At 46.1% G+C, this 22378-nt stretch carries 21 protein-coding genes; 6 read left to right on the top strand and 15 right to left on the bottom strand.

Annotated elements, in window-relative coordinates; genetic code table 11:
* The first annotated feature begins 24 nt into the window (after positions 1 to 24).
* Positions 25 to 693 carry a glutathione S-transferase gene (locus JN178_RS00835; RefSeq protein ID WP_202263169.1) on the top strand — a complete coding sequence of 223 codons (669 nt, stop codon included), beginning with the start codon at positions 25 to 27 and terminating at the stop codon, positions 691 to 693.
* On the opposite strand, the gene recQ is transcribed toward JN178_RS00835, so the two are convergent.
* The gene (gene recQ, locus JN178_RS00840; RefSeq protein WP_202263170.1) at positions 690 to 2531 is read right to left on the bottom strand and encodes a DNA helicase RecQ; all 1842 of its coding nucleotides are present in this window, start codon (positions 2529 to 2531) and stop codon (positions 690 to 692) included. The genes JN178_RS00835 and recQ overlap by 4 nt on opposite strands.
* A gap of 278 nt (positions 2532 to 2809) precedes the next feature.
* Here recQ and JN178_RS00845 point away from each other — a divergent pair, with 278 nt between their 5' ends.
* The 3 genes from JN178_RS00845 to rarD all read left to right on the top strand — a co-directional run bounded on the left by JN178_RS00845 (position 2810) and on the right by rarD (position 5860).
* Positions 2810 to 3307, top strand: a complete 498-nt coding sequence (locus JN178_RS00845; protein WP_202263171.1) for a thioesterase family protein — start codon at positions 2810 to 2812, stop codon at positions 3305 to 3307.
* 131 nt (positions 3308 to 3438) lie between these two features.
* The gene (locus tag JN178_RS00850) at positions 3439 to 4776 is read left to right on the top strand and encodes a magnesium transporter (protein WP_202263172.1); all 1338 of its coding nucleotides are present in this window, start codon (positions 3439 to 3441) and stop codon (positions 4774 to 4776) included.
* Positions 4777 to 4945: 169 nt separating this feature from the next.
* Positions 4946 to 5860 carry an EamA family transporter RarD gene (gene rarD, locus JN178_RS00855; RefSeq protein WP_202263173.1) on the top strand — a complete coding sequence of 305 codons (915 nt, stop codon included), beginning with the start codon at positions 4946 to 4948 and terminating at the stop codon, positions 5858 to 5860.
* Here the strand turns inward: rarD and JN178_RS00860 are convergent, their stop codons facing one another.
* Positions 5861 to 7138: a GGDEF domain-containing response regulator gene (locus JN178_RS00860; RefSeq protein WP_202263174.1), complete on the bottom strand. Its 1278-nt coding sequence runs from the start codon at positions 7136 to 7138 to the stop codon at positions 5861 to 5863.
* 43 nt (positions 7139 to 7181) lie between these two features.
* On the bottom strand, positions 7182 to 9353 hold the full coding sequence (gene uvrD, locus JN178_RS00865) for a DNA helicase II (protein WP_202263175.1): 2172 nt from the start codon (positions 9351 to 9353) through the stop codon (positions 7182 to 7184).
* A gap of 329 nt (positions 9354 to 9682) precedes the next feature.
* Between uvrD and cysE the strand changes: the two genes are divergently transcribed.
* Positions 9683 to 10489, top strand: a complete 807-nt coding sequence (cysE, locus tag JN178_RS00870) for a serine O-acetyltransferase (protein ID WP_202263176.1) — start codon at positions 9683 to 9685, stop codon at positions 10487 to 10489.
* A gap of 27 nt (positions 10490 to 10516) precedes the next feature.
* On the opposite strand, the gene JN178_RS00875 is transcribed toward cysE, so the two are convergent.
* The 9 genes from JN178_RS00875 to JN178_RS00915 all read right to left on the bottom strand — a co-directional run bounded on the left by JN178_RS00875 (position 10517) and on the right by JN178_RS00915 (position 18448).
* Positions 10517 to 11977 carry a sensor domain-containing diguanylate cyclase gene (locus JN178_RS00875; RefSeq protein ID WP_232369656.1) on the bottom strand — a complete coding sequence of 487 codons (1461 nt, stop codon included), beginning with the start codon at positions 11975 to 11977 and terminating at the stop codon, positions 10517 to 10519.
* 163 nt (positions 11978 to 12140) lie between these two features.
* Positions 12141 to 12881 carry an HAD-IA family hydrolase gene (locus tag JN178_RS00880; protein ID WP_202263178.1) on the bottom strand — a complete coding sequence of 247 codons (741 nt, stop codon included), beginning with the start codon at positions 12879 to 12881 and terminating at the stop codon, positions 12141 to 12143.
* An 11-nt stretch (positions 12882 to 12892) separates the two neighbouring features.
* Positions 12893 to 13813, bottom strand: coding sequence for a tyrosine recombinase XerC (gene xerC / locus JN178_RS00885; RefSeq protein ID WP_202263179.1), 921 nt, complete (start codon positions 13811 to 13813; stop codon positions 12893 to 12895).
* Between the two features lie 5 nt (positions 13814 to 13818).
* Positions 13819 to 14514, bottom strand: coding sequence for a DUF484 family protein (locus JN178_RS00890; protein ID WP_202263180.1), 696 nt, complete (start codon positions 14512 to 14514; stop codon positions 13819 to 13821).
* Positions 14511 to 15341, bottom strand: a complete 831-nt coding sequence (gene dapF, locus JN178_RS00895) for a diaminopimelate epimerase (RefSeq protein ID WP_202263181.1) — start codon at positions 15339 to 15341, stop codon at positions 14511 to 14513. The genes JN178_RS00890 and dapF overlap by 4 nt, the downstream gene beginning before the upstream one ends.
* 35 nt (positions 15342 to 15376) lie before the next feature.
* Positions 15377 to 16627, bottom strand: coding sequence for a diaminopimelate decarboxylase (lysA, locus tag JN178_RS00900; RefSeq protein ID WP_202263182.1), 1251 nt, complete (start codon positions 16625 to 16627; stop codon positions 15377 to 15379).
* On the bottom strand, positions 16627 to 16815 hold the full coding sequence (gene lptM / locus JN178_RS00905; protein ID WP_232369657.1) for an LPS translocon maturation chaperone LptM: 189 nt from the start codon (positions 16813 to 16815) through the stop codon (positions 16627 to 16629). The genes lysA and lptM overlap by 1 nt, the downstream gene beginning before the upstream one ends.
* Positions 16816 to 16866: 51 nt before the next feature.
* Positions 16867 to 17934 (bottom strand): MJ1255/VC2487 family glycosyltransferase, encoded by a 1068-nt coding sequence (locus tag JN178_RS00910; RefSeq protein WP_202263184.1) that lies wholly within the window; start codon positions 17932 to 17934, stop codon positions 16867 to 16869.
* A gap of 1 nt (position 17935) precedes the next feature.
* Complete coding sequence (locus JN178_RS00915; RefSeq protein WP_202263185.1) at positions 17936 to 18448, bottom strand: phosphatase PAP2 family protein; 513 nt, start codon at positions 18446 to 18448, stop codon at positions 17936 to 17938.
* A 345-nt stretch (positions 18449 to 18793) separates the two neighbouring features.
* Here JN178_RS00915 and rraA point away from each other — a divergent pair, with 345 nt between their 5' ends.
* On the top strand, positions 18794 to 19279 hold the full coding sequence (rraA, locus tag JN178_RS00920; RefSeq protein ID WP_202263186.1) for a ribonuclease E activity regulator RraA: 486 nt from the start codon (positions 18794 to 18796) through the stop codon (positions 19277 to 19279).
* Between the two features lie 89 nt (positions 19280 to 19368).
* On the opposite strand, the gene JN178_RS00925 is transcribed toward rraA, so the two are convergent.
* The 3 genes from JN178_RS00925 to mpl all read right to left on the bottom strand — a co-directional run bounded on the left by JN178_RS00925 (position 19369) and on the right by mpl (position 22238).
* A complete protein-coding gene (locus JN178_RS00925) occupies positions 19369 to 20178 on the bottom strand; it encodes a S1/P1 nuclease (protein WP_202263187.1) in 810 nt (269 codons plus the stop codon).
* A 2-nt stretch (positions 20179 to 20180) separates the two neighbouring features.
* The gene (locus JN178_RS00930; protein ID WP_202263188.1) at positions 20181 to 20813 is read right to left on the bottom strand and encodes a flavin prenyltransferase UbiX; all 633 of its coding nucleotides are present in this window, start codon (positions 20811 to 20813) and stop codon (positions 20181 to 20183) included.
* A gap of 75 nt (positions 20814 to 20888) precedes the next feature.
* The gene (mpl, locus tag JN178_RS00935; RefSeq protein ID WP_202263189.1) at positions 20889 to 22238 is read right to left on the bottom strand and encodes a UDP-N-acetylmuramate:L-alanyl-gamma-D-glutamyl-meso-diaminopimelate ligase; all 1350 of its coding nucleotides are present in this window, start codon (positions 22236 to 22238) and stop codon (positions 20889 to 20891) included.
* Positions 22239 to 22378: the final 140 nt, after the last annotated feature.

The following is a 22378-nucleotide window of genomic DNA, read 5'->3' on the forward strand; positions in this document are numbered from 1 at the left end:
ATCGAAGCGTCTTAAGGAACAACTATGCTAACACTGCACCATCTAAATAACTCGCGCTCTCAGCGAATCTTATGGCTAATGGAAGAGCTAGAAGTAGATTATGACATCGCGTTTTATCAACGCGATAGTGTGACAAACCTTGCACCCGACTCGCTACGTGCAGTTCACCCTCTTGGTCGCTCTCCGGTGTTATCCACTCCGCACGGTGCAATTGCAGAGTCGGGGGCCATTGTTGAGTATTTGGTTAACAACTACGCTAAAGACGTATTTGTAACGCCCACTGAGGCTGAAGCGTTGCAGCAGTATTGGTTTTGGCTACATTTTGCAGAAGGCTCGCTGATGCCACCTCTGGTGGCTAACTTGGTACTAGAGAAAGCGCGTCAAAAAGGCTCAAAACCGTTTTTTATCAAACCCATTACAGATAAATTGGTCGATGGCATCTTAAATGCGTATTACGGGCCTAACTTGGCACAAAGCTTACGCTATGTTGAATCGTACCTTTCCAAAAATACGTGGTTTGCGGGCGATGAGCCAACGGGCGCCGACGTACAAATGATCTTCCCGCTAGAATCTTTGGTGGCAAGTGGCAGAGCAAAAGACTTCGCCGCAATTCAAAGCTACGTAAAACGCGTTCACGCACGCCCCGCTTATAAAGCGGCGCTTGAGAAGGGTGGAGAATACGCGTACGCCTAACTATCTCTGCTTATATAATCGCTAATTAGCTGAATAAAGGCCTCACCATAGCGCTCTAGCTTGGTTTGGCCTACACCACTGACTTCAAGCATGGTATTGCGGCTAGTAGGTAATTTACACGCCATATCCACTAAGGTGGCGTCACTAAATACCACATAAGGAGGGACTTCATTCTCTTCCGCCAATACTTTTCGCAAATGCTTAAGACGGGTAAATAAAGTTCTGTCGTAATTTGCTGGTGCTTGTTTTGCTTTTTTCTTGTCTGGTTTGAACTCAAGTCGTGGCACCGCCAATTGCACGGCTACTTCGCCTTTTAGCACAGGTCGGGCAGCTTCGGTAAGTCTTAGCGCGGCGTGGGCAGTAATATCAACGCGAATAAGCCCTTTGTGAACCAGCTGGTTAATGATGTTGTGCCAGTAGCTGTCTGACTTATCTTTGCCAATTCCGTATGTAGACAGCTGGTGGTGCCCCGCCTCTTGCAGTCGGCGTAGTTGTTTTCCTCTGAGCACATCAATAACGTACTGGCTTGAAGCCTGCTGAGATAGACGAAGTACACAAGACAGTACTTTTTGCGCAATGACTAGGCCGTCAACCATCTTTGGTGGGTCCAAGCAGATATCGCAGTTGCCACAAGCGCTGTCACTAAATTGTGAAAAGTAGTTAAGTAAAACCTGCCTACGACAGGTCTGCGCTTCTGAAAAGGCTTCCATGGCTGCAAATTTTTGCAGTTCAATTTGATTGCGCTCGGCAATTTCACCTTGCTCAATCCATTGCTTCACACGCGCTGCGTCTTTTTCATCAAACAATAATAGGGCTTCTGATTCGAGCCCGTCACGCCCAGCACGTCCGGTTTCTTGATAATAGCTTTCTACACTGCGAGGTACGTCATGATGAACAACATAGCGCACATTAGATTTGTTGATGCCCATACCAAAGGCAACAGTTGCCACAACGATGTCAATTTTGTCGTTAAGAAACTGACGCTGTACTAACTCTCTTTCGTCGTTGTCCATTCCGGCGTGGTAGGCTGCACAGCGAAAACCTTGGCGAAATAATTTAGCGTGTAAGTCATCGACTTTGGCGCGGCTATTACAATAAATGATACCACTGCCTTCTTGCTGCTTGACGTAGGCAACTACCTGGTCGAACGCTTTGTACTTGCTCATTACGCGATAGCGAATATTGGGGCGGTCGAAACTGCCTTTGTATACCAAGGGTTCGTTAAGGTTAAGTTGAGTCAGTATGTCGACCTGTGTGGCAGAGTCTGCTGTTGCGGTTAACCCAATAACGGGAATAGTGGGAAAGCGAGACTTAATTTGCCCAAGGGCGCGGTAATCTTGTCGAAAATCGTGACCCCAATGAGACACACAATGTGCTTCGTCTATGGCAAACAATGCAATATCGGCATGGTTTAGCGACTGTTGAAAATAGTACTGCATTAGGCGTTCAGGTGACACATACAACAAGTCGAGTCTTCCGGCTTGTAAATCGTCATTAATTCGCGCTTGCTCATCGGCTTCTAATGTCGAATTTAAGTAGGCTGCGCGAACACCGAGGGCATTGAGTTGTTCAACCTGATCTTGCATTAGCGAGATAAGCGGAGACACGACGATGGCTGTACCTTCTCTCACTAATGCTGGAATTTGGTAGCAAAGTGACTTGCCGCCACCTGTGGGCAGCAACACCAAGGCATCTCCACCATTACAAACATGGTGTATTACTTCGCCTTGCCCATCGCGAAATTCATCGTAACCAAATACATCTTTTAAAACGCGTTCTGGTGTTGGTGAACTGATTATTGGGCTAGCAGGTGTTGAGTTAGCTATTGCAGTTGTCATGCTGCGGGATTTTACGCGTTTTTGTCGCGCGCTTCACGGGGCAATTGCAAAAACTAGACTAAAATTCAGCGTAAATTCGTCACACTGCAAGCGCGTTGGGTTTTCGTTGCCTGATGTATCGTTAAAGCGAACAAATAATGAGCGTGCGAGCTGGGCGAGTGCGCATTCAACTAATCCAATTAATGAAAGTAATAAGCGTATATTGGTGCGAAGAATTTTATCGCGAGACAGAAATAGTAGTAGTGTGATGTAACTGCCTGTATTTAATGGAACATGATATGAACACAGATGTCTCTGCTACACCGAATAAACTCACGCACAGTGCAATGATAACGCATGTAATTGCGCTCTTTCGTGATACTATGCCGTTTAACCAGTTGCTAGGATTGAAGTTTATTACGCAAGGGCAAGGCGCCGATACACAGGTGCAATTGCAGCTTGAGTGGCAATCATCCCTCACGGGTAATCCAATGCAAAAAATTCTGCATGGCGGTGTCACCGCAACTATGCTCGATACCATTGGTGGTCTGGTAGCCATTATCGAAACCATCAAGCAAACCGAGGAAGATGCTCTCAGTGAACTGCACGTCCGTTTGCCCACTATGGGAACGGTAGATATGCGCGTTGACTATCTAAGACCCGGAAGGGGCGAGCAATTTATCGCAACCGCATCTATTATTCGAAAAGGGAGCAAGTTGGTCGTGTGCAGAATGGAGCTTCACAACGAAAAAGGTGATCACATCGCGTTTGGCACCGGTACTTACATGTTAGGTTAATATTACTTCGCGATCACAACGTATTTCGCTGTCTTACGCCCCATCTATGGCAACTGGCCCACAAGAGAAGTGCGCAGGCGCTTTCGTCTCGAAAGAGTGCGACATAAAAGTGCTTTAACAGGAGGTGTAGCATGGCAGAGCCATTACCAGATTTAATCGAAGAAATCGTTACCGACAGCATGGGTGACGACCCCGCAACGTTGTTGGCCACCCTAAGTGGCCAAGATGATGTGTATATTGCCACTTTGCTTGAATCACTTCCTGTCGAAAAACGTTTGGCAGTGTGGGAGGGGATCCCCCGCGACCGTAAACTCGATGTGTTAGTCGAAATGCGTAGCGACCCACGTGAAATTCTTATCGATAACACGCCACACAATGAGTGGGCCTCTATTTTTGCAGATATTGACGCTGAAGACTTACTCGAACTGCTAGACTCGCTACCAAAGCGTTTAGTGGATATGGCGTATGAGTCACTCGACTCGAAAGAGCGAAAATATTTTAGAGAAGCCACGCAGTTCCCCGATAATCAAATTGGACACTGGGTTAACCACGAGCAATTAGTATTGCCTTCTAATGCCAAGGTACGTGAAGGGCTACGACTATTACGTTGCGATATTCCTCAGCATTGTGACAGTATTTTTTTGGTAAACCGCTCCGGTCAATTTTCAGCGCTAGTGAAAATCAGTCACTTGTTTACCGCCCAAGATCACGTGTCGTTGTTCGATTTATCAGAAGAAACCGTAACGACCATTCAGGGGGCTGATGACACTATGAATGCCTCGTTATTAGTCCAGCGTTCTGGATTGGCTTCGCTGCCAGTCGTGGATGAGAACAACAAGCTGCTAGGGCGTCTAGATGTTACCTCTGCCAGTGAGTTGGTTAATGAGTTTTACGAGCGCCAAGTGATGGCATCGGCAGGTATGGATGAAGACGAAGATTTATTCTCGCCTGTGGCGAAAAGCGCGCGCAATAGAGCATTATGGCTCGGAATAAACTTACTTACCGCTTTCTTGGCGTCGTGGTTTATAGGATTGTTTGAAGGCACATTGCAGCAAGTAGTGGCATTGGCAGTATTAATGCCCGTGGTTGCGAGTATGGGCGGCATTGCTGGTAGTCAAACGCTTACTTTGATAGTGCGAGGGCTTGCTTTAGGGCAGGTCACGCCAGCTAACTTACGCGCTCTTATGGTGAAAGAGCTTAAGGTCGGTGGCGTTAACGGTGTTATTTGGGCGCTCGTCATCGGCATTGTGGCGTATTTTTGGTTTACCGATGTGATGTTAGGTGTGGTCATCTGTTTAGCCATTCTCTTTAACATTGTGGCTGCGGCGCTGGCTGGTGTTTTTGTGCCCGTTATCCTCGATAAACTGAAAATTGACCCGGCATTATCGGGCTCGGTTATTCTCACTACCGTGACTGACATTGTCGGTTTTGTTGCTTTCTTAGGGCTCGGAACACTTTTCCTTTTATAACCCGTCTTTCTCTAGGGTGAGCATCAACGTAAAGCGTATCGCACAAAGGTACGCCTTACGTCGCGTTTCCACACCGTTTTGCCTGATAGGAAATCAAAAGAGGTTGTGTATTAGAATAGGCTGATAAACAATACGCGCCTCTCGCCCTTTTTGAATGTCGGAGACTTCTTTGTCTAAGCCAACCAATGCCGCACAGGTCGGCGTCATTTGCGCAATTGCAGCCTATAGCATGTGGGGTGTTGCGCCCGTTTATTTCAAGCAACTTATGGTACTACCCGCAGCTGAAATCTTGATGCATCGTGTCATTTGGTCGGTTGTTCTACTTGTCGGGCTTATCGCGGCACTTAAGCAATGGCCAAAAGTACTGGCGGCGTTTAAAAACAAACGCGTTATGCAAATACTGTTCGTCGCAGGCCTCTTATTGGGGGCGAATTGGCTGTTGTTCATATGGGCTATTAACAATGACCATATTTTAGATGCCAGCTTGGGCTACTACATCAACCCCTTAATAAACGTGTTTTTAGGTCGATTGTTTTTGGGCGAAAGGCTTAGAAACCTGCAGCGTGTGGCAGTAGGGCTTGCCGTTATTGGCGTAGCAATTCTGGTATTTTCCTATGGGCAGGTTCCCTGGATTGCGCTGGTATTAGCAGGTAGTTTCAGTGTTTATGGCTTATTGCGTAAACAAGTGGCGGTGGACTCCTTACCTGGCTTGTTTATAGAAACCCTAATGTTATCGCCATTAGCGCTTTTTTATTGGTGTTTCTATGGCTCTGAGTACAGCAACTTGTTTGTCAACGACACCAGCTTGAACTTGTATATTTTAGCCGCCGGCATTGTAACTACGGCACCACTGTTGTGTTTTACCGCGGCCGCTAGACGCATCATGTATTCAACTTTGGGCTTTTTTCAGTATATCGGTCCAACGCTGATGTTTATTCTTGCCGTCTACCTCTATTCGGAGCCTCTTGAAGAAGCGCGTTTGGTAACATTCGGATTTGTATGGTGTGCACTTGTTTTGTTTAGTGCCGATTCTTTAGTGCACTACCGCAAACAAAAACAAGCACAAAAGCTCGCCGTAGAATAACTAGAGCAATGACGCCTGCTCGAGTTGGGGGGCGTCAGGTTCTTCGCACATTACCCGGTTTCGGCCACTGTTCTTAGCGGCATAAAGCTGCTTATCGGCAAGGCTGAGTAATTTGTCAATGCGCTGGGTTTGAGTACCGCAAACACCAATACTGCACGTGACTTTAATGTCGGTGCTGGGTAATTGGATGACTTCTGCTTCAACCACTTTTCTAAACGCTTCCAGTCGCTCGCAGGCTTCATCAAGAGGCGTGTTTGGCAGATAAATACAAAATTCTTCACCACCAAAGCGGGAAATGATTTCGTCAGGAAAATAAAACTCGATCAAAGCAGCCATCGCTTTTAACACAATATCGCCGGCGTCGTGCCCGTGTGTGTCGTTGATTGACTTAAAAAAGTCTAGGTCAATAAGCGCAAGTGCGTGATGCTGTGAAAGCAACTGATGCTGAACCGTCACCATGTAGAAAAAATGACGTCTATTTGGTAAGCCTGTAAGGTAATCGGTGTTGGCTACACGACGAATTTCTTCAACACTTTCAATGTACTCTACGTTTTGCATCACACGGCAGAGAAATTCTTCATGGCAATAAGGCACGCGTAAAAAGTCATTCGCACCACTTTTGATAAAGTGCGCTGACATCAGCATGCCTTTACCGCCAGCAATGCCCATGATGGCCAATTGTTCTTTTGAAAAGGCTTTTCGTAGACTCGCAACAAACTGGGTACCTGTCATATCAGGCAGTGTGTTGTCGGTAATAACAAGCTTAATGTTATTGTGTTCTGCCAGTCGCTGCATAGCGTCTGTGGCGGTAAGGCACTCAAAGGCCATAAAGTTGTGGCGTTGCAATAGCGACACTGTGCGGGTACGCAATAAGCGATTTGTACTCACGACAATAACGCCGGTGGATTTGTTTTTTTCTAGCCGACCAATAAGGCGGCTTAAGTAGTCGTAGTTTTGCGAGTTTTCTTTTGGCACATAGTCGACGACATCGCGCTCTAACACTTTGTCGCGAATAGCGCTGTCGAGTGTTTCTGTTGTGGCAATGGTAGGAATGAACGCGTTAGCAGCAAAATCGATAGCTTGCCCTTGTTTGGCATCAGGCAACGAGTAGGCAACAATAGCGCACAGAAACGATTCGGGCATATTTTGTTTAAAGCGTGCACGCCCTTCAATTAGCGATGTTGCGCCCACAGGAGTAAGTCCCGCACGACGCACAAGTTTCGCAATTAATTCAAGGTTGCTTTCACCGTTTTCGATGATCAGCACGTTTTGCTGCATACATTTCAACTATGGTTTGGGCTACCTTGCCACACTTTTAGTTCTACGCTTTCTCCAGCTTAGCGTAGGCGAGGACGAGCCATTTACTGCCAAACTCATCGAAGTTCACTTGAACACGACCGTGTTCTCCGCTACCTTCGTAATTCAGTACAATGCCTTCGCCAAATTTGCGATGTACCACACGTTCACCCAACTGGAACCCCGTTTCTTCAAAGCTTGCATGTGACGTAGCTTGGCTAAAACGATTGTGAACCGGTCGAGAAATGGTTGATTTTAATCGCACTTCTTCAACACAGTCGGCTGGCATTTCACGAATAAATCGTGACGCCGTATGATACTTATCTTGACCATATAATCTACGACTTTCTGCATAAGTTATATACAACTTTTGCATAGCTCGCGTCATACCTACATAGCACAGGCGGCGTTCTTCTTCCATTCTGCCGGGTTCATCATTTGTCATTTGGCTTGGGAACATACCTTCTTCAACCCCCGCCATAAACACAAGCGGAAACTCTAAACCTTTCGCGGTATGAATAGTCATCATTTGCACAGCGTCTTGATCAGTATCGGCCTGAGTTTCTCCAGCTTCAAGAGATGCGTGGGCGAGGAATGCTGCCAGCGGAGTCATTTCCTCCGCCTCTTCAGGCACAATAAAGGTTTTACAGGCGCTCACCAGTTCTTCTAAGTTTTCTAGACGAGCCTGTGCTTTTTCTCCGCGTTCCGCTTGATACATGGCGTAAAGACCTGATTGCCTTATTGCCTTATCGGCTTGCTGATCCAAAGGCTCATCCAACGTGGCCTGTTCTAATTCAGTAATGAGCAGCACAAAACTTTGTATTGCGTTTAACGCGCGACCTTTGAAACCGCCTTCGTTGATAAGTAGCTGACAGGCCTGCCACATCGAACAGTTGTGGGCTCTGGCAGTGTCACGCACCTGAGACAGGGTTTTTTCTCCAATACCGCGACTGGGTGTATTAACTACACGCTCAAAGGCTGCGTCATCGTGCGGGTGGCTAACCATACGCATATAACCCAGTGCGTCTTTGATTTCTTGGCGTTCGAAGAAGCGCAAGCCCCCGTATATACGATAAGCTAATCCCTCGTGCAGCAGTGCTTCTTCTAGCACGCGCGACTGTGCGTTGTTGCGATACAAAATAGCGGTATCACTTAGGGCATTACCTTGGTTAAGCCAGTCTTTAATTTTCGACACAATAAAACGGGCTTCATCAAGTTCGTTAAAACCGGCATAAACAGAAATCAGCTCACCCTGAGCATCTTCAGTCCATAGCTCTTTGCCTAAACGACCGGTGTTGTTGTCAATAACCGTGTTGGCAGCTTTAAGAATGTTACCTGTAGAACGGTAGTTTTGTTCAAGACGAATGGTGGTTGGTTGATTAAAGTCTTTAAGAAAGTGCTGAATATTATCTACGTTAGCACCGCGCCAACCGTATATAGACTGGTCGTCATCACCTACAATCATGATGTTGTTATTTTCACCGCTGCAAAGCATGCGTAGCCAAGCGTATTGGATATTGTTGGTATCTTGAAATTCGTCAACAAGTACCGCGCGAAAACGGCGTTGATAGTGAGCCAATACTTCTGGGTTTTTCGCCCACAGTTCATGTGCGCGTAGCAATAACTCAGCAAAATCGACGAGACCCGAACGGTCACAGGCATCTTGATAGGCCGCGTATACTTCACGCATGGTTTTTTGAATATGATCGCCATGCGTTTCTATGTGCTGAGGGCGTAGCCCTTCGTCTTTATTGCCATTGATGTACCACTGGATTTGTCGCGGAGCCCAATGCTTTTCGTCCAAATTCATGGCTTTAAGAATGCGTCGAATAAGACGGTATTGATCGTCTGAGTCGATAATCTGAAAGTTTTCGGGTAGGTTAGCCTCAGCATGGTGAGCGCGTAACAAGCGATGAGCGAGACCGTGGAAAGTACCAATCCACATATTGTGGAGGCTGCGCCCCATCAGCGATTCAATGCGGCCGCGCATTTCTTTTGCTGCTTTATTAGTAAACGTAACGGCTAAAATTGAGAATGGTGCGATGTTTTCGACTTCCATTAACCATGCAATGCGATGTACCAGTACGCGCGTTTTACCACTACCCGCGCCAGCCAATACAAGGGCATTCGATAATGGGGCTGCTACCGCTTCACGTTGTTTATCGTTAAGCTCGTCTAGCAGTCGAGATACATCCATAGTGTGACACCTATTTTAGCGATTTTTAAGAAACAAGTATTATGCCAGCTGCCTGTGAATTTATACAGTCCAGTTTTGTACCCGTTGAACCGCATGACTTGGCTTTCTGTCGTGAGCCCCAATCTTTAGTAATAACTAATAACGAAACAGTTCGATAAGTTGATCGAATTCTGCGCTTGATGGGTACAACACGAGTACTGAAACGCAGTAAACTTAGGTACACTACTTCGCACAATCCACAGGGTTGTTGCTAAGTTGAATACATTCAATCGATATAAGTACGAACAGCTTCTCTCTTTTCAACGCTCAAACCAAATTGGACCATGCTCATGACAGCACTTTCTACGCCCATCGACTTTTGGTCGACGCTTAAACAAGAAGCGCAAGTTGTTGCCGATAGTGAACCGTTGCTATCGAGTTATGTGCATGCCAGTGTGTTAGCGCATCATAATTTTGAGTCGTCATTAAGCTTCATTTTGTCGAATAAAATGGCTGATGACGTCATGCCTGCACTGGCCATTAGAGAAGTATTTGATGAAGCCTATCTACTTGAACCCGGCATCAGTGAAGCGGCGACAGCCGATATTCTTGCGGTAAAAAACCGCGATGCTGCAGTGAATGACTACTTAACTCCACTGCTGCATTTTAAAGGTTTTCACGCAGTTCAAGTTCACCGCATGGCTCACTATTTATGGGTGCATGGTCGACATCAATTAGCGCTCTTTCTTCAAAGCCGAAATTCAGCAAGTTTTGGGGTTGATATTCATCCTGCTGCACGCATTGGCAGTGGAGTCATGTTCGACCATGCGACCGGCATTGTCGTAGGTGAAACCGCAGTTATTGAGGACAATGTGTCTATTTTACAAAGTGTGACACTGGGCGGTACAGGTAACGAGTCGGGCGATCGTCATCCAAAAATACGCCAAGGTGTGCTCATTGGCGCAGGTGCTAAAATTTTGGGTAATATTGAAATTGGCGAAGGTTCAAAAGTGGGCGCGGGTAGTGTCGTGCTTGATAATGTTCCGCCACACGTTACCGTGGTGGGTGTGCCTGCCAAAGTCGTTGGGAGACCGGTTTGTCAGAGTCCATGTGAGTCAATGCGACAAAACGTACTTGAAGACAACTCGCAGGTTTAAATCAAAGGCGTGCGCTGCGCGTTGGTCTCAAATAAGAGTAATGGTATTACCGCCTTTTTCTTTTGACGCGTAAAGCGCGCGATCAGCGCGCTGAATTAAAGTTTCTAGTGAGTCGTCTTGTTGCATCAGTGTGACGCCGAAGCTCGATGACAATGCGACATTGGAAACAGTGATCGCATTTATGCCTTCACGTACTCTTTCTACTAAATTAAGCGCGTTTTGTTTGCTGATATTAGGCAAAAGCAAGACAAATTCATCACCTCCGAAACGCGCAAATACATCGGTTTTACGTAGCGCACTTTTGGTCACTTGGCTCAAATTGCGCAGCGCTTCATCCCCGTCAACATGCCCCAATTCATCATTAATTCGCTTAAACTTATCTAAATCGAACATGACGAAATAAAGTGAATTACCAGATTCACGACTTTGTGCCATTTCAAGTGCACTGCGTTGTGCTAAATATTCTCGTGTGTAAGCCTGAGTAAGCGAATCTACAAATACGCGGTCTTTTAACAACGCATTGTCCGCTTGTAATTGGGGAATGGCTATACCAAATAAGGCATTGGCAGCAATAACGTTTAGGGCGAATTGATACACTTTTACGTAGTCCATTAAGGCGAGTGTATGCACGAGTAATACAATACAAAGGCTACTAATGGCCAGGCTAATGACATTGCGTTTAGTGCTTTCGGTGCAGGCTATCCACATGTGAGTAATGGCGAGAAAAAATATAGCAAATGCACTATCGCGAGACTGCGTAATTTTTGCCAGTAACATAACCAAAACGATTAGCGCTACGTTAATCGCCACTTTCTTGAAATAGCGTGTTAAATGAGGTGGATTGTTACTGGAGAATGCCAGTAAATCTATCTTAGGCGCAGCACACACCTTCACTAAAAAACCAGTAAACAGTGGCGCAAGTACTACAACACCGGCCATATCACCAATCCAAAAGGGTAACATGGCGTCTTTCACATCTGCCGCAGGCATTTGACTTGTGACCACAAGAGAACCAATAACGAGTTGTGTGGCAATTAAGGAAGAAACGCAACCAATCATTAAAAATGAAACGATTAACAAAGGTGTAGTAACGTCGGGTTTTCTTAAAAGGTGACCAAGTACGCTTGCCCCAGCGAAATATGGAATGATGTGGGCAATGCCGAACAAAAAGCCGCCCCAGATGAGTTCGCTATTGCTCAGCGGTAGGGAGTAGTGATGCCCGTTCCAGACGGTAATGGCAATGGCAGCTATCATAATAGGCACGAGCGCGCGCCAACCAATCACTAAAAAGCATGCAAGTGTATAGCCAGCAGCAGGAAACCACACACTGGCGTGTTCAGTGTATTCAACTAAGCGTCCAATTTGCCACACTGCAAGCCAAGATAGGATAAGAAATACGTCGCAATATAGCCCAGACATGGGCTTAAATGGCCACAGTGAACCACCTCTCTGTGTATGCTCATGTACACGGGTTATTGATTGATCCACATTGGGCGCATGTTGCGACCTTGACTTCGAGACTGCTGGTTTTTCCATGAGGACACAAAAACGACGACACAAATTTCAGTGTATAACGGGTGAACAAAGAAATCTATACGCCCTACGAATGAGGCTTATCGACCTTTAACGTATCGCAAAAGGTCGGAAATCGTTATACAAATTGAACGAGTTCCTGTAACGAATCAAGCTGAACGTGCGGTAGTACTGATACTGGTTCCAACGACAACTGCATAGGACGGTTACAGGCAAACCACGCCGCCTGATAGCCTGCATTAATAGCGCCCAGCACGTCTTTAATGATGTTGTCCCCCACATGTAAGATATGCGCTGGTTTTACTTTCAAACGCGACGCTGCTTCATTGAACATGTCGGCAGCGGGCTTCATTGGGCGCGCCACACTGGCATGTAAAATGGTCTCAAAATAGCTGTCTAGCCCGACTTTTTGCGTGTTTACATTGCCATTGGTGATACCAATGAGCGGTAGGTGCTGACTCAGTTTATCGAGTGTGTCATGAACATCGACTGTCAGAGCAAAGTCACTTCTTGCGTCGTAAAAGCAATGAAAGCAATCATCAACAGTATTACGTAAGTTTGCATCTTGGGTAGGGTTAACTGATAACGCATTTGCAGGTGTGCCAGATAACGCAGCGCTAAGCACAACACGACGTAATTGGCCCATGTCAGATGCAAGACGAGGATTTTTAGTGATGGCTGCGCGTTTGAGCTCAAGCCAGTCTTGTGGCGTAAGGTCAGCTGCATTGCGATGATGCTGAGCGATATGAGATTGAAGAGCTTGCTCGGCTCGACGAATAATGGGCTCGTTATCATAAAGCGTATCGTCGAGGTCGAAGGTCATGGCCTTTACGTTGTTCAACGATCTAAAAAACTGCATGGTATGGGCCTTTATTTTTTGTGTGCGCGTGGATGCGTGGCATCGTAAACATTAGCGAGGTGCTGAAAATCAAGGTGGGTGTATACCTGCGTGGTAGATAAATTGGCATGACCCAACAATTCTTGAACCGCACGTAAATCGCCGCTCGACTCTAGTACGTGTGTTGCAAAAGAATGGCGCAGTTTGTGAGGACTAACTTTTTGCGACAGCGACTGAGCCTCGGCCATCTTATTTAGCCTATTTGCCACTTGCCGGTTTGAAATTCGTGTTTTCCGCTTGCTGACAAAGACAGCGCTCTCATACATTGATGCGTAAGCGGGGCGTACTTTAAGCCACGCATTAAGGGCTTTTTGGGCTTGCCGGCCAAGGGGCAATATTCGTTGTTTACTGCCTTTCCCCATCACTTTTACTGTGCCATCTTTCAGGCAATCAGCTAAGTTTAATCCAGTGAGTTCACTTAATCGCAGGCCACACCCATAAAGCAACTCGAACATGGCGATATCCCGCAACTGCATACCTTCGTCATCATCACTACTTTGTGGTGTGGCGTTGAGCAGCTGTTGCATTTCATCAACGCTGAGTTGCTTGGGGAGGGGCTTGCCTTGTTTAGGGGCTTGGATCCCTTCAACGGGGTTACTGAATAATTGTTGCTGATCAATGAGATATTGACAGAAGGTTCGTAATGCCGACAAGCGAAGAGCGATACTACGCGCGCTGTGACCGGACATTTTCGCATCTGCCATAACGCGTTTTATATCGCTTGGCGTGAGCCCAGACCATTCGTAAAGCCCAAGTAATTTGGCGACTTCTGTTAGCTGACGCCGATAATTTGAAAGCGTATGAGGTGAAAGCCCGCGCTCTACTTGCAGATGGAGAAGAAATTTTTCCAGCCAGTGCTGACAAGAATCACTAATGAGAGCGTCCGTAGACACGAAATTTAGTATCCCATCATTTCAGGCAAGATGATATTGAGCACTTGCTGAAGCTGTTGGAGAAGTAGTGTATCCATGTCTGGTGTGAAGTGGCTTGCATCGCTACTGCTAATACCCAAAATGCCAAGGTCGCGATTATCGCCCAGTAACATTAATGCAACTGACTCAGCGGGGCTTTCTGAGAATAACAACTGGCGCTCATGCTGAGAGAGGCGGCCAAAAAAGAAATTGGTGTTCTTAAAGCGCTTTTCAGTAAACAAGCGTCTCTGCAGCTCAGGTATTGCGTGAGGACCCTTGAAACTCTTAATAACGGCAGAGGATAGCTGCAAGCGCTCTTGCAGAACGTCTTCAAGCGTAAACTGCACTTCTGCCACGCTTTCACAACGTAACAACTGAACGTTTAAGTCTGTATAAACGCGGTATATCTTTTCATTCTGCTTAGCAATGGTGACCAGTTGCGTGAGCTTGTAATTAAGCTGTCTGACTTTCTTACGCAACTGCTCGCTTTGAATTTCAACTAACGACACGCTGCCTTTATGCTCGTGTGGTAGCTTTATCTTTTCAAGAAGATCGGGATACTGAGCAAAAAACTCAGGGTTTTCTAACAAGAAGGCCCTAACATCTTCAGGTGACAAACCTGAGGTGTCTGTAAATGGCTCTATGATTTTCGTGGCGCTAGATTGCCCTGATACATCGCTCATAAATTTATCGTTCCATCGTATACGTGTTCTGCTGGGCCTGTCATTTTAAGTACATTGTCTGGCCCTGGCCAACGAATACGTAAGCTGCCCCCGGGTAAATCAACCCGTACATCTTTGCTTAATTTACCCTGTATTTGGCCAATTGCAACTGCGGCGCATGCGCCACTGCCACACGCAAGGGTTTCACCCGAGCCACGCTCAAATACGCGTAATCTAATGTGCGAGTCGTTTAAAATTTGCATAAAACCGACGTTGACACCTTCAGGGAATCGCTCGTGTTTCTCAACCAAAGGGCCAATTTCGGCTACATTGGCGGTGTCCACATCGTCTACTTCCATCACGCAATGGGGGTTACCCATAGAGGCTGAACCAATAAACAGGGTGCTTTCGCCCACGCGCAGTATGTAGGTATTTTCTTGTTTATTTGCTTTAAGCGGAATATTGGCAGGCTCAAACTCAGGTTTGCCCATGTTTACGGTTACCTGACCATCTTTTTCGAGGTACAGCACCATTTTGCCCGCTTTTGTACTTACGACAATTTTATTGCGATTAATAAGCCCTTTCTGCTTAACAAAACGTGCAAAGCAGCGCGCGCCATTACCACATTGTTCCACCTCAGAGCCATCTGCATTAAAAATACGATAATGGAAATCTTGTTCGGGATCATAAGGGGGTTCAACCATCAACAATTGGTCGAAACCAATGCCAAAATTTCGGTTTGCCAATTGTTGAATTTTTTCTTTTGAGAAAAATACATTTTGCGTAACGTTATCAATCACCATGAAGTCGTTACCCAAACCGTGCATTTTTGAAAATTGAACCTGCATTAACAGCGCATCTATCTTATTTATTTGACCCTAGTTTACGGAAGTTTGTACTCACCTTTCCAGAGATCTTTTTGATTTTCTCTTTCTCGTACCACAATTGCCTTGTCACCATCGACCATAATCTCAGCGGGACGGCAACGGCTATTGTAGTTTGAGGCCATTACAAAGCCATAAGCACCGGCACTACGCACCGCTAGTAAATCGGTGGGCTCAATGGCTAACTCTCTGTCTTTCCCAATAAAATCACCCGTTTCACATACTGGGCCTACTACATCGTATTTACGTGAAGTAACGGTGGCTTCTTGTTTTACAGGGATAATTTTTTGCCATGCTGAATAAAGTGCTGGGCGTAGCAAGTCATTCATTGCAGCATCAACAATAGCAAAGCTTTTCTCTTCGCCTTCTTTAATAAATTCAACTTCGGTGACTAAAATGCCCGCGTTTGCAGCAATGGCGCGACCAGGCTCGAGTATTAGCTTTAAATTCTCACGGCCTACCATTTTCTCAGCCATTGCTTGTGCATAGGCTTTAGGATGAGGTGGTTGCTCTTCATTGTAAGTAACACCAAGTCCACCGCCCACGTCTAAATGCTCAATGATAATACCGCGTTCTGCAAGTTCATCAATGAGTACCAGAAGACGCTCTAGCGCATCTACAAAAGGACCAATTTCCGTCAACTGAGAACCAATGTGGCAATCCATACCGACCACATTTAAGTGCGGTAGGGACGCAGCCAGCTCGTAAGTCGCGAGTGCGCGTTCTCGCGCAATACCAAACTTATTGGCTTTAAGACCCGTTGAAATATACGGATGCGTTTTCGCGTCAACGTCGGGATTTATGCGCAACGAGATGGGGGCTTTAACACCAAGCTCACCGGCAACTTGGTTAATTCGATGAAGTTCAGGCTCAGACTCTACGTTAAAGCACATAATGCCTTGTTGAAGTGCGTAACGAATCTCGTCATGTTTTTTCCCTACACCTGAAAAAACCACTTTACCTGCATCGCCACCCGCTTCAATAACGCGAGCAAGTTCACCGGCAGAAACAATGTCGAAACCTGAACCTAGTTTGGCCAATACACTGAGAACACCAATATTTGAGTTTGCCTTTACAGCATAACAGACAAGATGCGGGTGCTCACCAATAGCGTCATTAAATGCGTGCCAATGGCGTTCAAGCGTTGCACGAGAATAGATATATACCGGTGTTCCGTGTGTGGCAGCAATGTCAGAAACAGCCACATTTTCAGCGTAAAGCTGCCCTTCGCTATAGGCAAAGTAATCCACTAGTTCAGTTCTCCAGATGTAGATGCAGGGACGGTGTTATCGCGCTCTGATGATGTTGTTGAGGTTTGCGAGGTCGGTTGAGCAGATTCGTTTTGAACAGGCGCCTCTGGAATGTATAGGGCACCCTTATAGCCACAACCACCTAAAGCTGTGAGCGTTAACAGAAAAATAACCGATTTTTTAAACACGAAAAATCCCGCGAAGAAGACGACAAATGCCGTTATCATCGCATTGCGGCGTCAAATTGCAAGAGCCAATAATCGTTCTCGTGTTTTATCGCCATACTGCACGTTTTTCCATAGTGCATCGCACAGGCTTTGCGTGTCGCTGAAGTCACCTTTTTTAAGCCAATCAATTAGCAAATTTGGGTCGTCGGGAAAGGCGATGGCTTCATTATCTGGCGCTTCAAGCCACTCTTCAACAATGTCTGTGTCCAGTTGAAACAACGTCTGGCATAGGTCAAGCTGGTTTAGCGTAAGAACATTCGACAATTGTTCAAACTGGCCATGCAACGGCTTGATTAACAGCTTCTTTCCTAATTGTAATGCTTCGCTGGATAGCTCAAAACCACCATTGGCGATAACCCCACTACAATGTTGCAGTGACTTTTGGAATGCGTTTTTAGACGTTGGACTCCAATGAATATGCCCCGCTTCTCGTTTTTCAGGCATATCGGGATGAAAGCAGTGAAACTCTTGATCACTTAACGGCTCAAGCATCTGCTGTATATCGTCGATATCTTCAAACGGCAAATATACCAGCACGTGGCCTTTGGCCGGAGAAAGCGCTGGTTTATCAGACACAAATGGCGGAATGATAGGCTGATTGAAATGATACCAGTGCACCCCTAATTGAAGTTGTGTAGGGGCGAAAATTTTCATAAGTAGGGTATCGAAAATGGTATTTCCACTTTTAGGTACATCGTATGAAAATGCCGCTTGGTGACTGATAGAAATGGAAGGTATAGCTTGTCGTTTCGCTGCCCAAGCGGTGACAGGTTCAAAGTCATTTACAAGCAAATCATAACCACTGGCATCAAACGCTTTGACATCTTTAACGAATTGCCCCACTTTCGCATTGCGCAACGTGGCCAATTTATCAACTTTGCCGCCTTTAGTAATAAAGCTAAGCCCAGTGAAGGTGCGATAGTCACCAAAAATGTCCATATCAAAGTACTTTTCTGGCGCACGGCCAGTAAAGACAAAATCGACATCAATATCGTCGCGGTGCGCCAACGCTGCCGCCATAATTCGTGCTCGCGCAATATGACCGTTACCGGTGCCTTGCACGCCATACAATAATTTCATACTACCCCAAAATAGAAATACTCAGTGATGCAATAGTGATACCCAATAACGTACCTGCAAATACATCAGACGGATAATGCACACCTAATAGAACCCGTGATAGTCCAATTAGTGCTGCCCAGCAATACGCGAGCAGAGCGAAAGGCGGGTAATAGTGCGCCACTATACTTGCCATTAACCATGCGGCTGCAGTATGTCCAGAAGGAAGAGAGAATTTGTCTGAAGGCGTGACATGTGCTGTTAAATTCATTAGAAAATCGCAAGGGCGTGGGCGCTTGAACATTTTCTTAAGCAACACATAGATAGGTAACTCCAGCGCATATGCCATCAGCGCTGTATATAGGAAAAGCTCTCCATGCTCTGGCTCAAACGCCCACAGCAGCATGCCGATAACGAAGTACAAATAGCCGTCGCCAGTTTTTGACAACCAGATAATACTGCGACAGTCTCTTTTTAGTGTCAGTTTGTAGAGGCGATAAAATAGGTCGGTGTCGACCTTAGTCAAGGATTTCATTAGCATCGCCTTGTCCTCTATCGGTTAATTACTGCACAGGCTAAAGTGGGTCTGTGACCAGTGGGTGACGGAAAAAAGAAACTTTTCTTACATTTTCCTTTTTATGACTGGTGCGACAAAAAGTCCGTGAATAATCACCGTATTGTTATTCTCTAAAATAGTACTAAGCAAAATCTAAGCAAAATTTGTGCTCAATGCAGACTGAAAATACAGGGTTTGCGTTATTTTTTATCAAAGTCAAAAATTCGATGAATCGCTATAAATCAGTCGTTTGCAATAGGCTTTTTAATGCTATGCTAGACTTAGATTTTCATCTTTATCTCTCTATTCAACAAAGGCGGAATAATGGAATACAACACATCTGAACTATGTGATTTGTTTGCAGATAGCGTAGACGTCGTCGACCCAATTTTTGCAAGCTTTGGTGGTCGCTATTCCTTTGGTGGGGAAATCACTACCATTAAATGCTTTGAGGATAGAGGGTTAATTGATCGCGTTCTCGCACAGCCTGGAGCGGGTAAAGTGCTTTTGGTTGACGGTGGTGGTTCAACGCGCCGTGCTTTGTTTGATGCTGCCTCTGCGCAAATTGCCATAGATAACGACTGGGAAGGTGTTGTCATTTATGGCAGCGTGCGTGAAGTAGACAGTTTAGCCGAGTTGGATATTGGTGTACTGGCAGTTGCAGCTATCCCAGTTAATGCCGAGGGGGAAAGCATAGGTGAGGTAGATTTACCGGTTAATTTTGGGGGCGTTACGTTTTTGCCCGAAGACCACCTTTACGCCGATAGCACAGGTGTAATCTTGTCTCCAGAGCCACTTGATTTAGATTAGGCTGTACGCCATTCCTTTTTACCAAGACAGTCGCGTGACTATGGTTGTCCTGTACGCGGTATTATAACCTTGTACAGGACATAACCCACTTATTGATTGGCTTCTTCGAATACTTTATTCAAATACATAGCAATACGAATGCCGGCCATTTGTATGCGCTTTTGTGCAGTGGGTAAGTTGTTGTAGAGGTAATCGTAGCTCATGTTGTTTGCGTTATCTGGGTAGATAGTGTCGCGTATCTCAGTGCTCTCTTTTATCCACTCTAGTACGTCAGTACTCGCCCAATTGCGGATATCTTGTGGCGTAATACTACGCGTTAGTTGGGCTGTCCACTCGGTGTAAGATAGACCGCGTTGCTCTAACATTTGTGAGTCCCATACGCGATGTAAATTGGAGTCTTGCCAGAAAAAACGCACCTTAACATCGTTCCCACCGCGATCAGTGCCATTTCCTGCATGAAGGGGCTGATGCAAATCACCAATAATATGCACGATAAACTGCAGCGCTAAGCGCTTTTCATCAGTTGTTGCGCTCGGGTCTTTAAGGGTATTGGTGAATTGCTCTAACGCGGTAACGGCATCCCCCTCGTCAGGTGCGCCCACTTCAACGTAGGTCTTACCTTCAGGTACAGAAACATAGTGCCAGGGGCCTGCGGTTTTTTGCCAGAACTCACTTGGGTCCGAGCGCATTTCATCTGCATGTGTGGATGCTTGTGCAAGCGAACTGTTAGGTAATAGTTCCATCATTGCCGCTTGAGACAATGGGCTTAGGTATTGCTGTGCAATAGCACCGGTCACGCGATGACCTGTTTGACCCCAGCCAAATGCAGGTGATGCAACACCCGTGGCAAGCAACGTTCCTAGCGCAACGGCGCAAATCCTGTTTGCAAACGCGAACATGGTTATTCCTCTGAATGTTTAGCGGTTTGATAACCCCATCGGGCCACCAACGATTGTTCTATTGAAAGGTGATCTAGTATACGCGCCACCACGAAGTCTACCAAATCGTCTATTGTTTGCGGGTTGTGGTAGAAGCCCGGCGCAGCAGGCATAATAGTGGCGCCCATTTGTGACAGTTTGAGCATGTTTTCTAGGTGAATTGACGACAATGGCATTTCACGTACCACCATTATTAACTGCCCACGCTCTTTTAACACTACATCCGCAGCGCGCTCTATAAGGTTGTCGCTGGCACCAATACTTATCGCTGATAAGGTGCCTGTTGAACATGGACAAACCACCATCTTCGATGGCGCCGCTGATCCTGACGCGACAGGAGAAAACCATTCTTCTTTACCAAATACCCTAATTTGGTCAGGTTTGGCGCCGCAATGCTGGGTAAAAAATGCGGCCGCATCTTCTGGGCGTGCGGGTATTTTTACGTTTTCTTCGGTAGCAAACACCACCCTTGCTGCCGATGATATCAATACAAATACTTGATAATCAGCATTCACCAAAGACTGCATTAATGTAAGTGCATAAGGCGCACCGGAGGCGCCTGTGATAGCAAGTGTAACTTGCTTGTCGTGTTTCATTTGTTTACCTCTGAGACTGTCTCTTTGTCATTAATTTCGACATTTCAAGTCAGGTTCTCTTAAGTTATAGCCTATTTAGCAATCCTTTAGTGCAGACAAGATACGTCCGTGGATCCCTTCAAACCCGCCGTTACTCATCACTAAAATGTGATCGCCGGGTTTTGCTGTGTCTTTTAACGCTTGCACAATATGTTCAACGTTTTTGTAGCAATGAACTGGGGCACTACTATGCGCTGCAGCATCAACGAGTGACCAATCCATGCCACTAGGCTCGAATAAGAAAACGTCGTCTGCTTTTTGCCACGAATTAGCGAGTGTGTTTTTGTGAACACCCATTTTCATTGTATTAGAACGCGGTTCTAATACGGCTAGAATGCGCGCATTGCCCACTTTTTTACGCAAACCGTCAAGGGTGGTTTCGATAGCGGTGGGATGGTGTGCAAAGTCATCATACACCGTAATTCCGCTAACGGTGCCCTTAACCTCCATGCGACGCTTTACGTTTTTAAACGTCGATAACGCTTCAATGGCATCAGGTAAGGTCACGCCTGCGTGATGACTACTTGCAATTGCCATTAGCGCGTTGTCGACGTTGTGTTTGCCCATCAACGCCCACTCGATTGTACCTACCTTGTTGCCATTGTGGAGCACATGAAACGCACTGCCATCTTTATTGATAAGTTCACTGTCCCAGGTTTTGCCCAGCGATTGGCGTGAGGACCAACAACCGCGCGAGAGCATATCTTCGATAGCTGGAGTATTATTGGGGGTAAGAATCAAGCCATTTTCAGGCACCATGCGCACCAAGTGATGGAACTGGGTTTGTATGGCAGCTAAATCAGCAAAGATATCCGCGTGATCAAACTCTAAGTTGTTTATAACTAACGTTTTGGGACGGTAGTGTACAAACTTTGAACGCTTGTCGAAAAAGGCGCTGTCGTATTCATCAGCTTCTATTACAAAAAAGGGGCCTTCTCCAACGCGGGCTGATACGCCAAAATTCTCTGGTACGCCGCCAATCAGGTAGCCGGGTTTTAATCCTGCAAACTCTAATATCCATGCCACCATGCTGCTGGTAGTGGTTTTTCCGTGTGTGCCTGAGACACCAATTACCCAGCGATCTTTAAGCAAGTTATCAAGCAACCACTGTGGACCACTGGTATAGGGCAAGTTACGATTTAACACGTATTCAACGGCCGCGTTGCCTCTAGACATCGCATTACCAATAACGACCATGTCAGGTGCAGGTTCAAACTGGCTGACATCGTAGCCTTGGGTTAATTCAATGCCCAACGCTTCTAGTTGGGTACTCATTGGCGGATACACGTTGTCATCAGAGCCGGTAACTTTGTGGCCTAGTGACTTTGCAATGGCGGCAATGCCACCCATAAAACTTCCACAAATGCCTAAAATATGTACATGCATAATGCATTCTCAACGAATTGTCATGTGATATGGCTACTGTATCAGAACCTTATTAGTGAGGGATAATGCAATTTAGTAAACGCTGCATTGTTTGCCCGGTAAGGTGTAGAAAGCATTGCCATACTGGTATGGTGTGTGAA

It is taken from the genome of Alteromonas sp. KC3, from assembly GCF_016756315.1.
In the GTDB taxonomy this organism is placed as follows: domain Bacteria; phylum Pseudomonadota; class Gammaproteobacteria; order Enterobacterales; family Alteromonadaceae; genus Alteromonas.

Excerpts from the sequence above, each read along its gene's own strand:
- rraA (WP_202263186.1), top strand. The coding sequence starts at position 18,794 with ATGGAATACAACACATCTGAACTATGTGATTTGTTTGCAGATAGCGTA.
- uvrD (WP_202263175.1), bottom strand. The coding sequence starts at position 9,353 with ATGGATGTATCTCGACTGCTAGACGAGCTTAACGATAAACAACGTGAA.
- JN178_RS00930 (WP_202263188.1), bottom strand. The coding sequence starts at position 20,813 with ATGAAACACGACAAGCAAGTTACACTTGCTATCACAGGCGCCTCCGGT.
- dapF (WP_202263181.1), bottom strand. The coding sequence starts at position 15,341 with ATGCAGGTTCAATTTTCAAAAATGCACGGTTTGGGTAACGACTTCATG.
- recQ (WP_202263170.1), bottom strand. The coding sequence starts at position 2,531 with ATGACAACTGCAATAGCTAACTCAACACCTGCTAGCCCAATAATCAGT.
- JN178_RS00890 (WP_202263180.1), bottom strand. The coding sequence starts at position 14,514 with ATGAGCGATGTATCAGGGCAATCTAGCGCCACGAAAATCATAGAGCCA.
- JN178_RS00915 (WP_202263185.1), bottom strand. The coding sequence starts at position 18,448 with ATGAAATCCTTGACTAAGGTCGACACCGACCTATTTTATCGCCTCTAC.
- mpl (WP_202263189.1), bottom strand. The coding sequence starts at position 22,238 with ATGCATGTACATATTTTAGGCATTTGTGGAAGTTTTATGGGTGGCATT.
- JN178_RS00925 (WP_202263187.1), bottom strand. The coding sequence starts at position 20,178 with ATGTTCGCGTTTGCAAACAGGATTTGCGCCGTTGCGCTAGGAACGTTG.
- JN178_RS00835 (WP_202263169.1), top strand. The coding sequence starts at position 25 with ATGCTAACACTGCACCATCTAAATAACTCGCGCTCTCAGCGAATCTTA.
- JN178_RS00910 (WP_202263184.1), bottom strand. The coding sequence starts at position 17,934 with ATGAAATTATTGTATGGCGTGCAAGGCACCGGTAACGGTCATATTGCG.
- JN178_RS00850 (WP_202263172.1), top strand. The coding sequence starts at position 3,439 with ATGGCAGAGCCATTACCAGATTTAATCGAAGAAATCGTTACCGACAGC.
- cysE (WP_202263176.1), top strand. The coding sequence starts at position 9,683 with ATGACAGCACTTTCTACGCCCATCGACTTTTGGTCGACGCTTAAACAA.
- JN178_RS00845 (WP_202263171.1), top strand. The coding sequence starts at position 2,810 with ATGAACACAGATGTCTCTGCTACACCGAATAAACTCACGCACAGTGCA.
- JN178_RS00860 (WP_202263174.1), bottom strand. The coding sequence starts at position 7,138 with ATGCAGCAAAACGTGCTGATCATCGAAAACGGTGAAAGCAACCTTGAA.
- JN178_RS00880 (WP_202263178.1), bottom strand. The coding sequence starts at position 12,881 with ATGCAGTTTTTTAGATCGTTGAACAACGTAAAGGCCATGACCTTCGAC.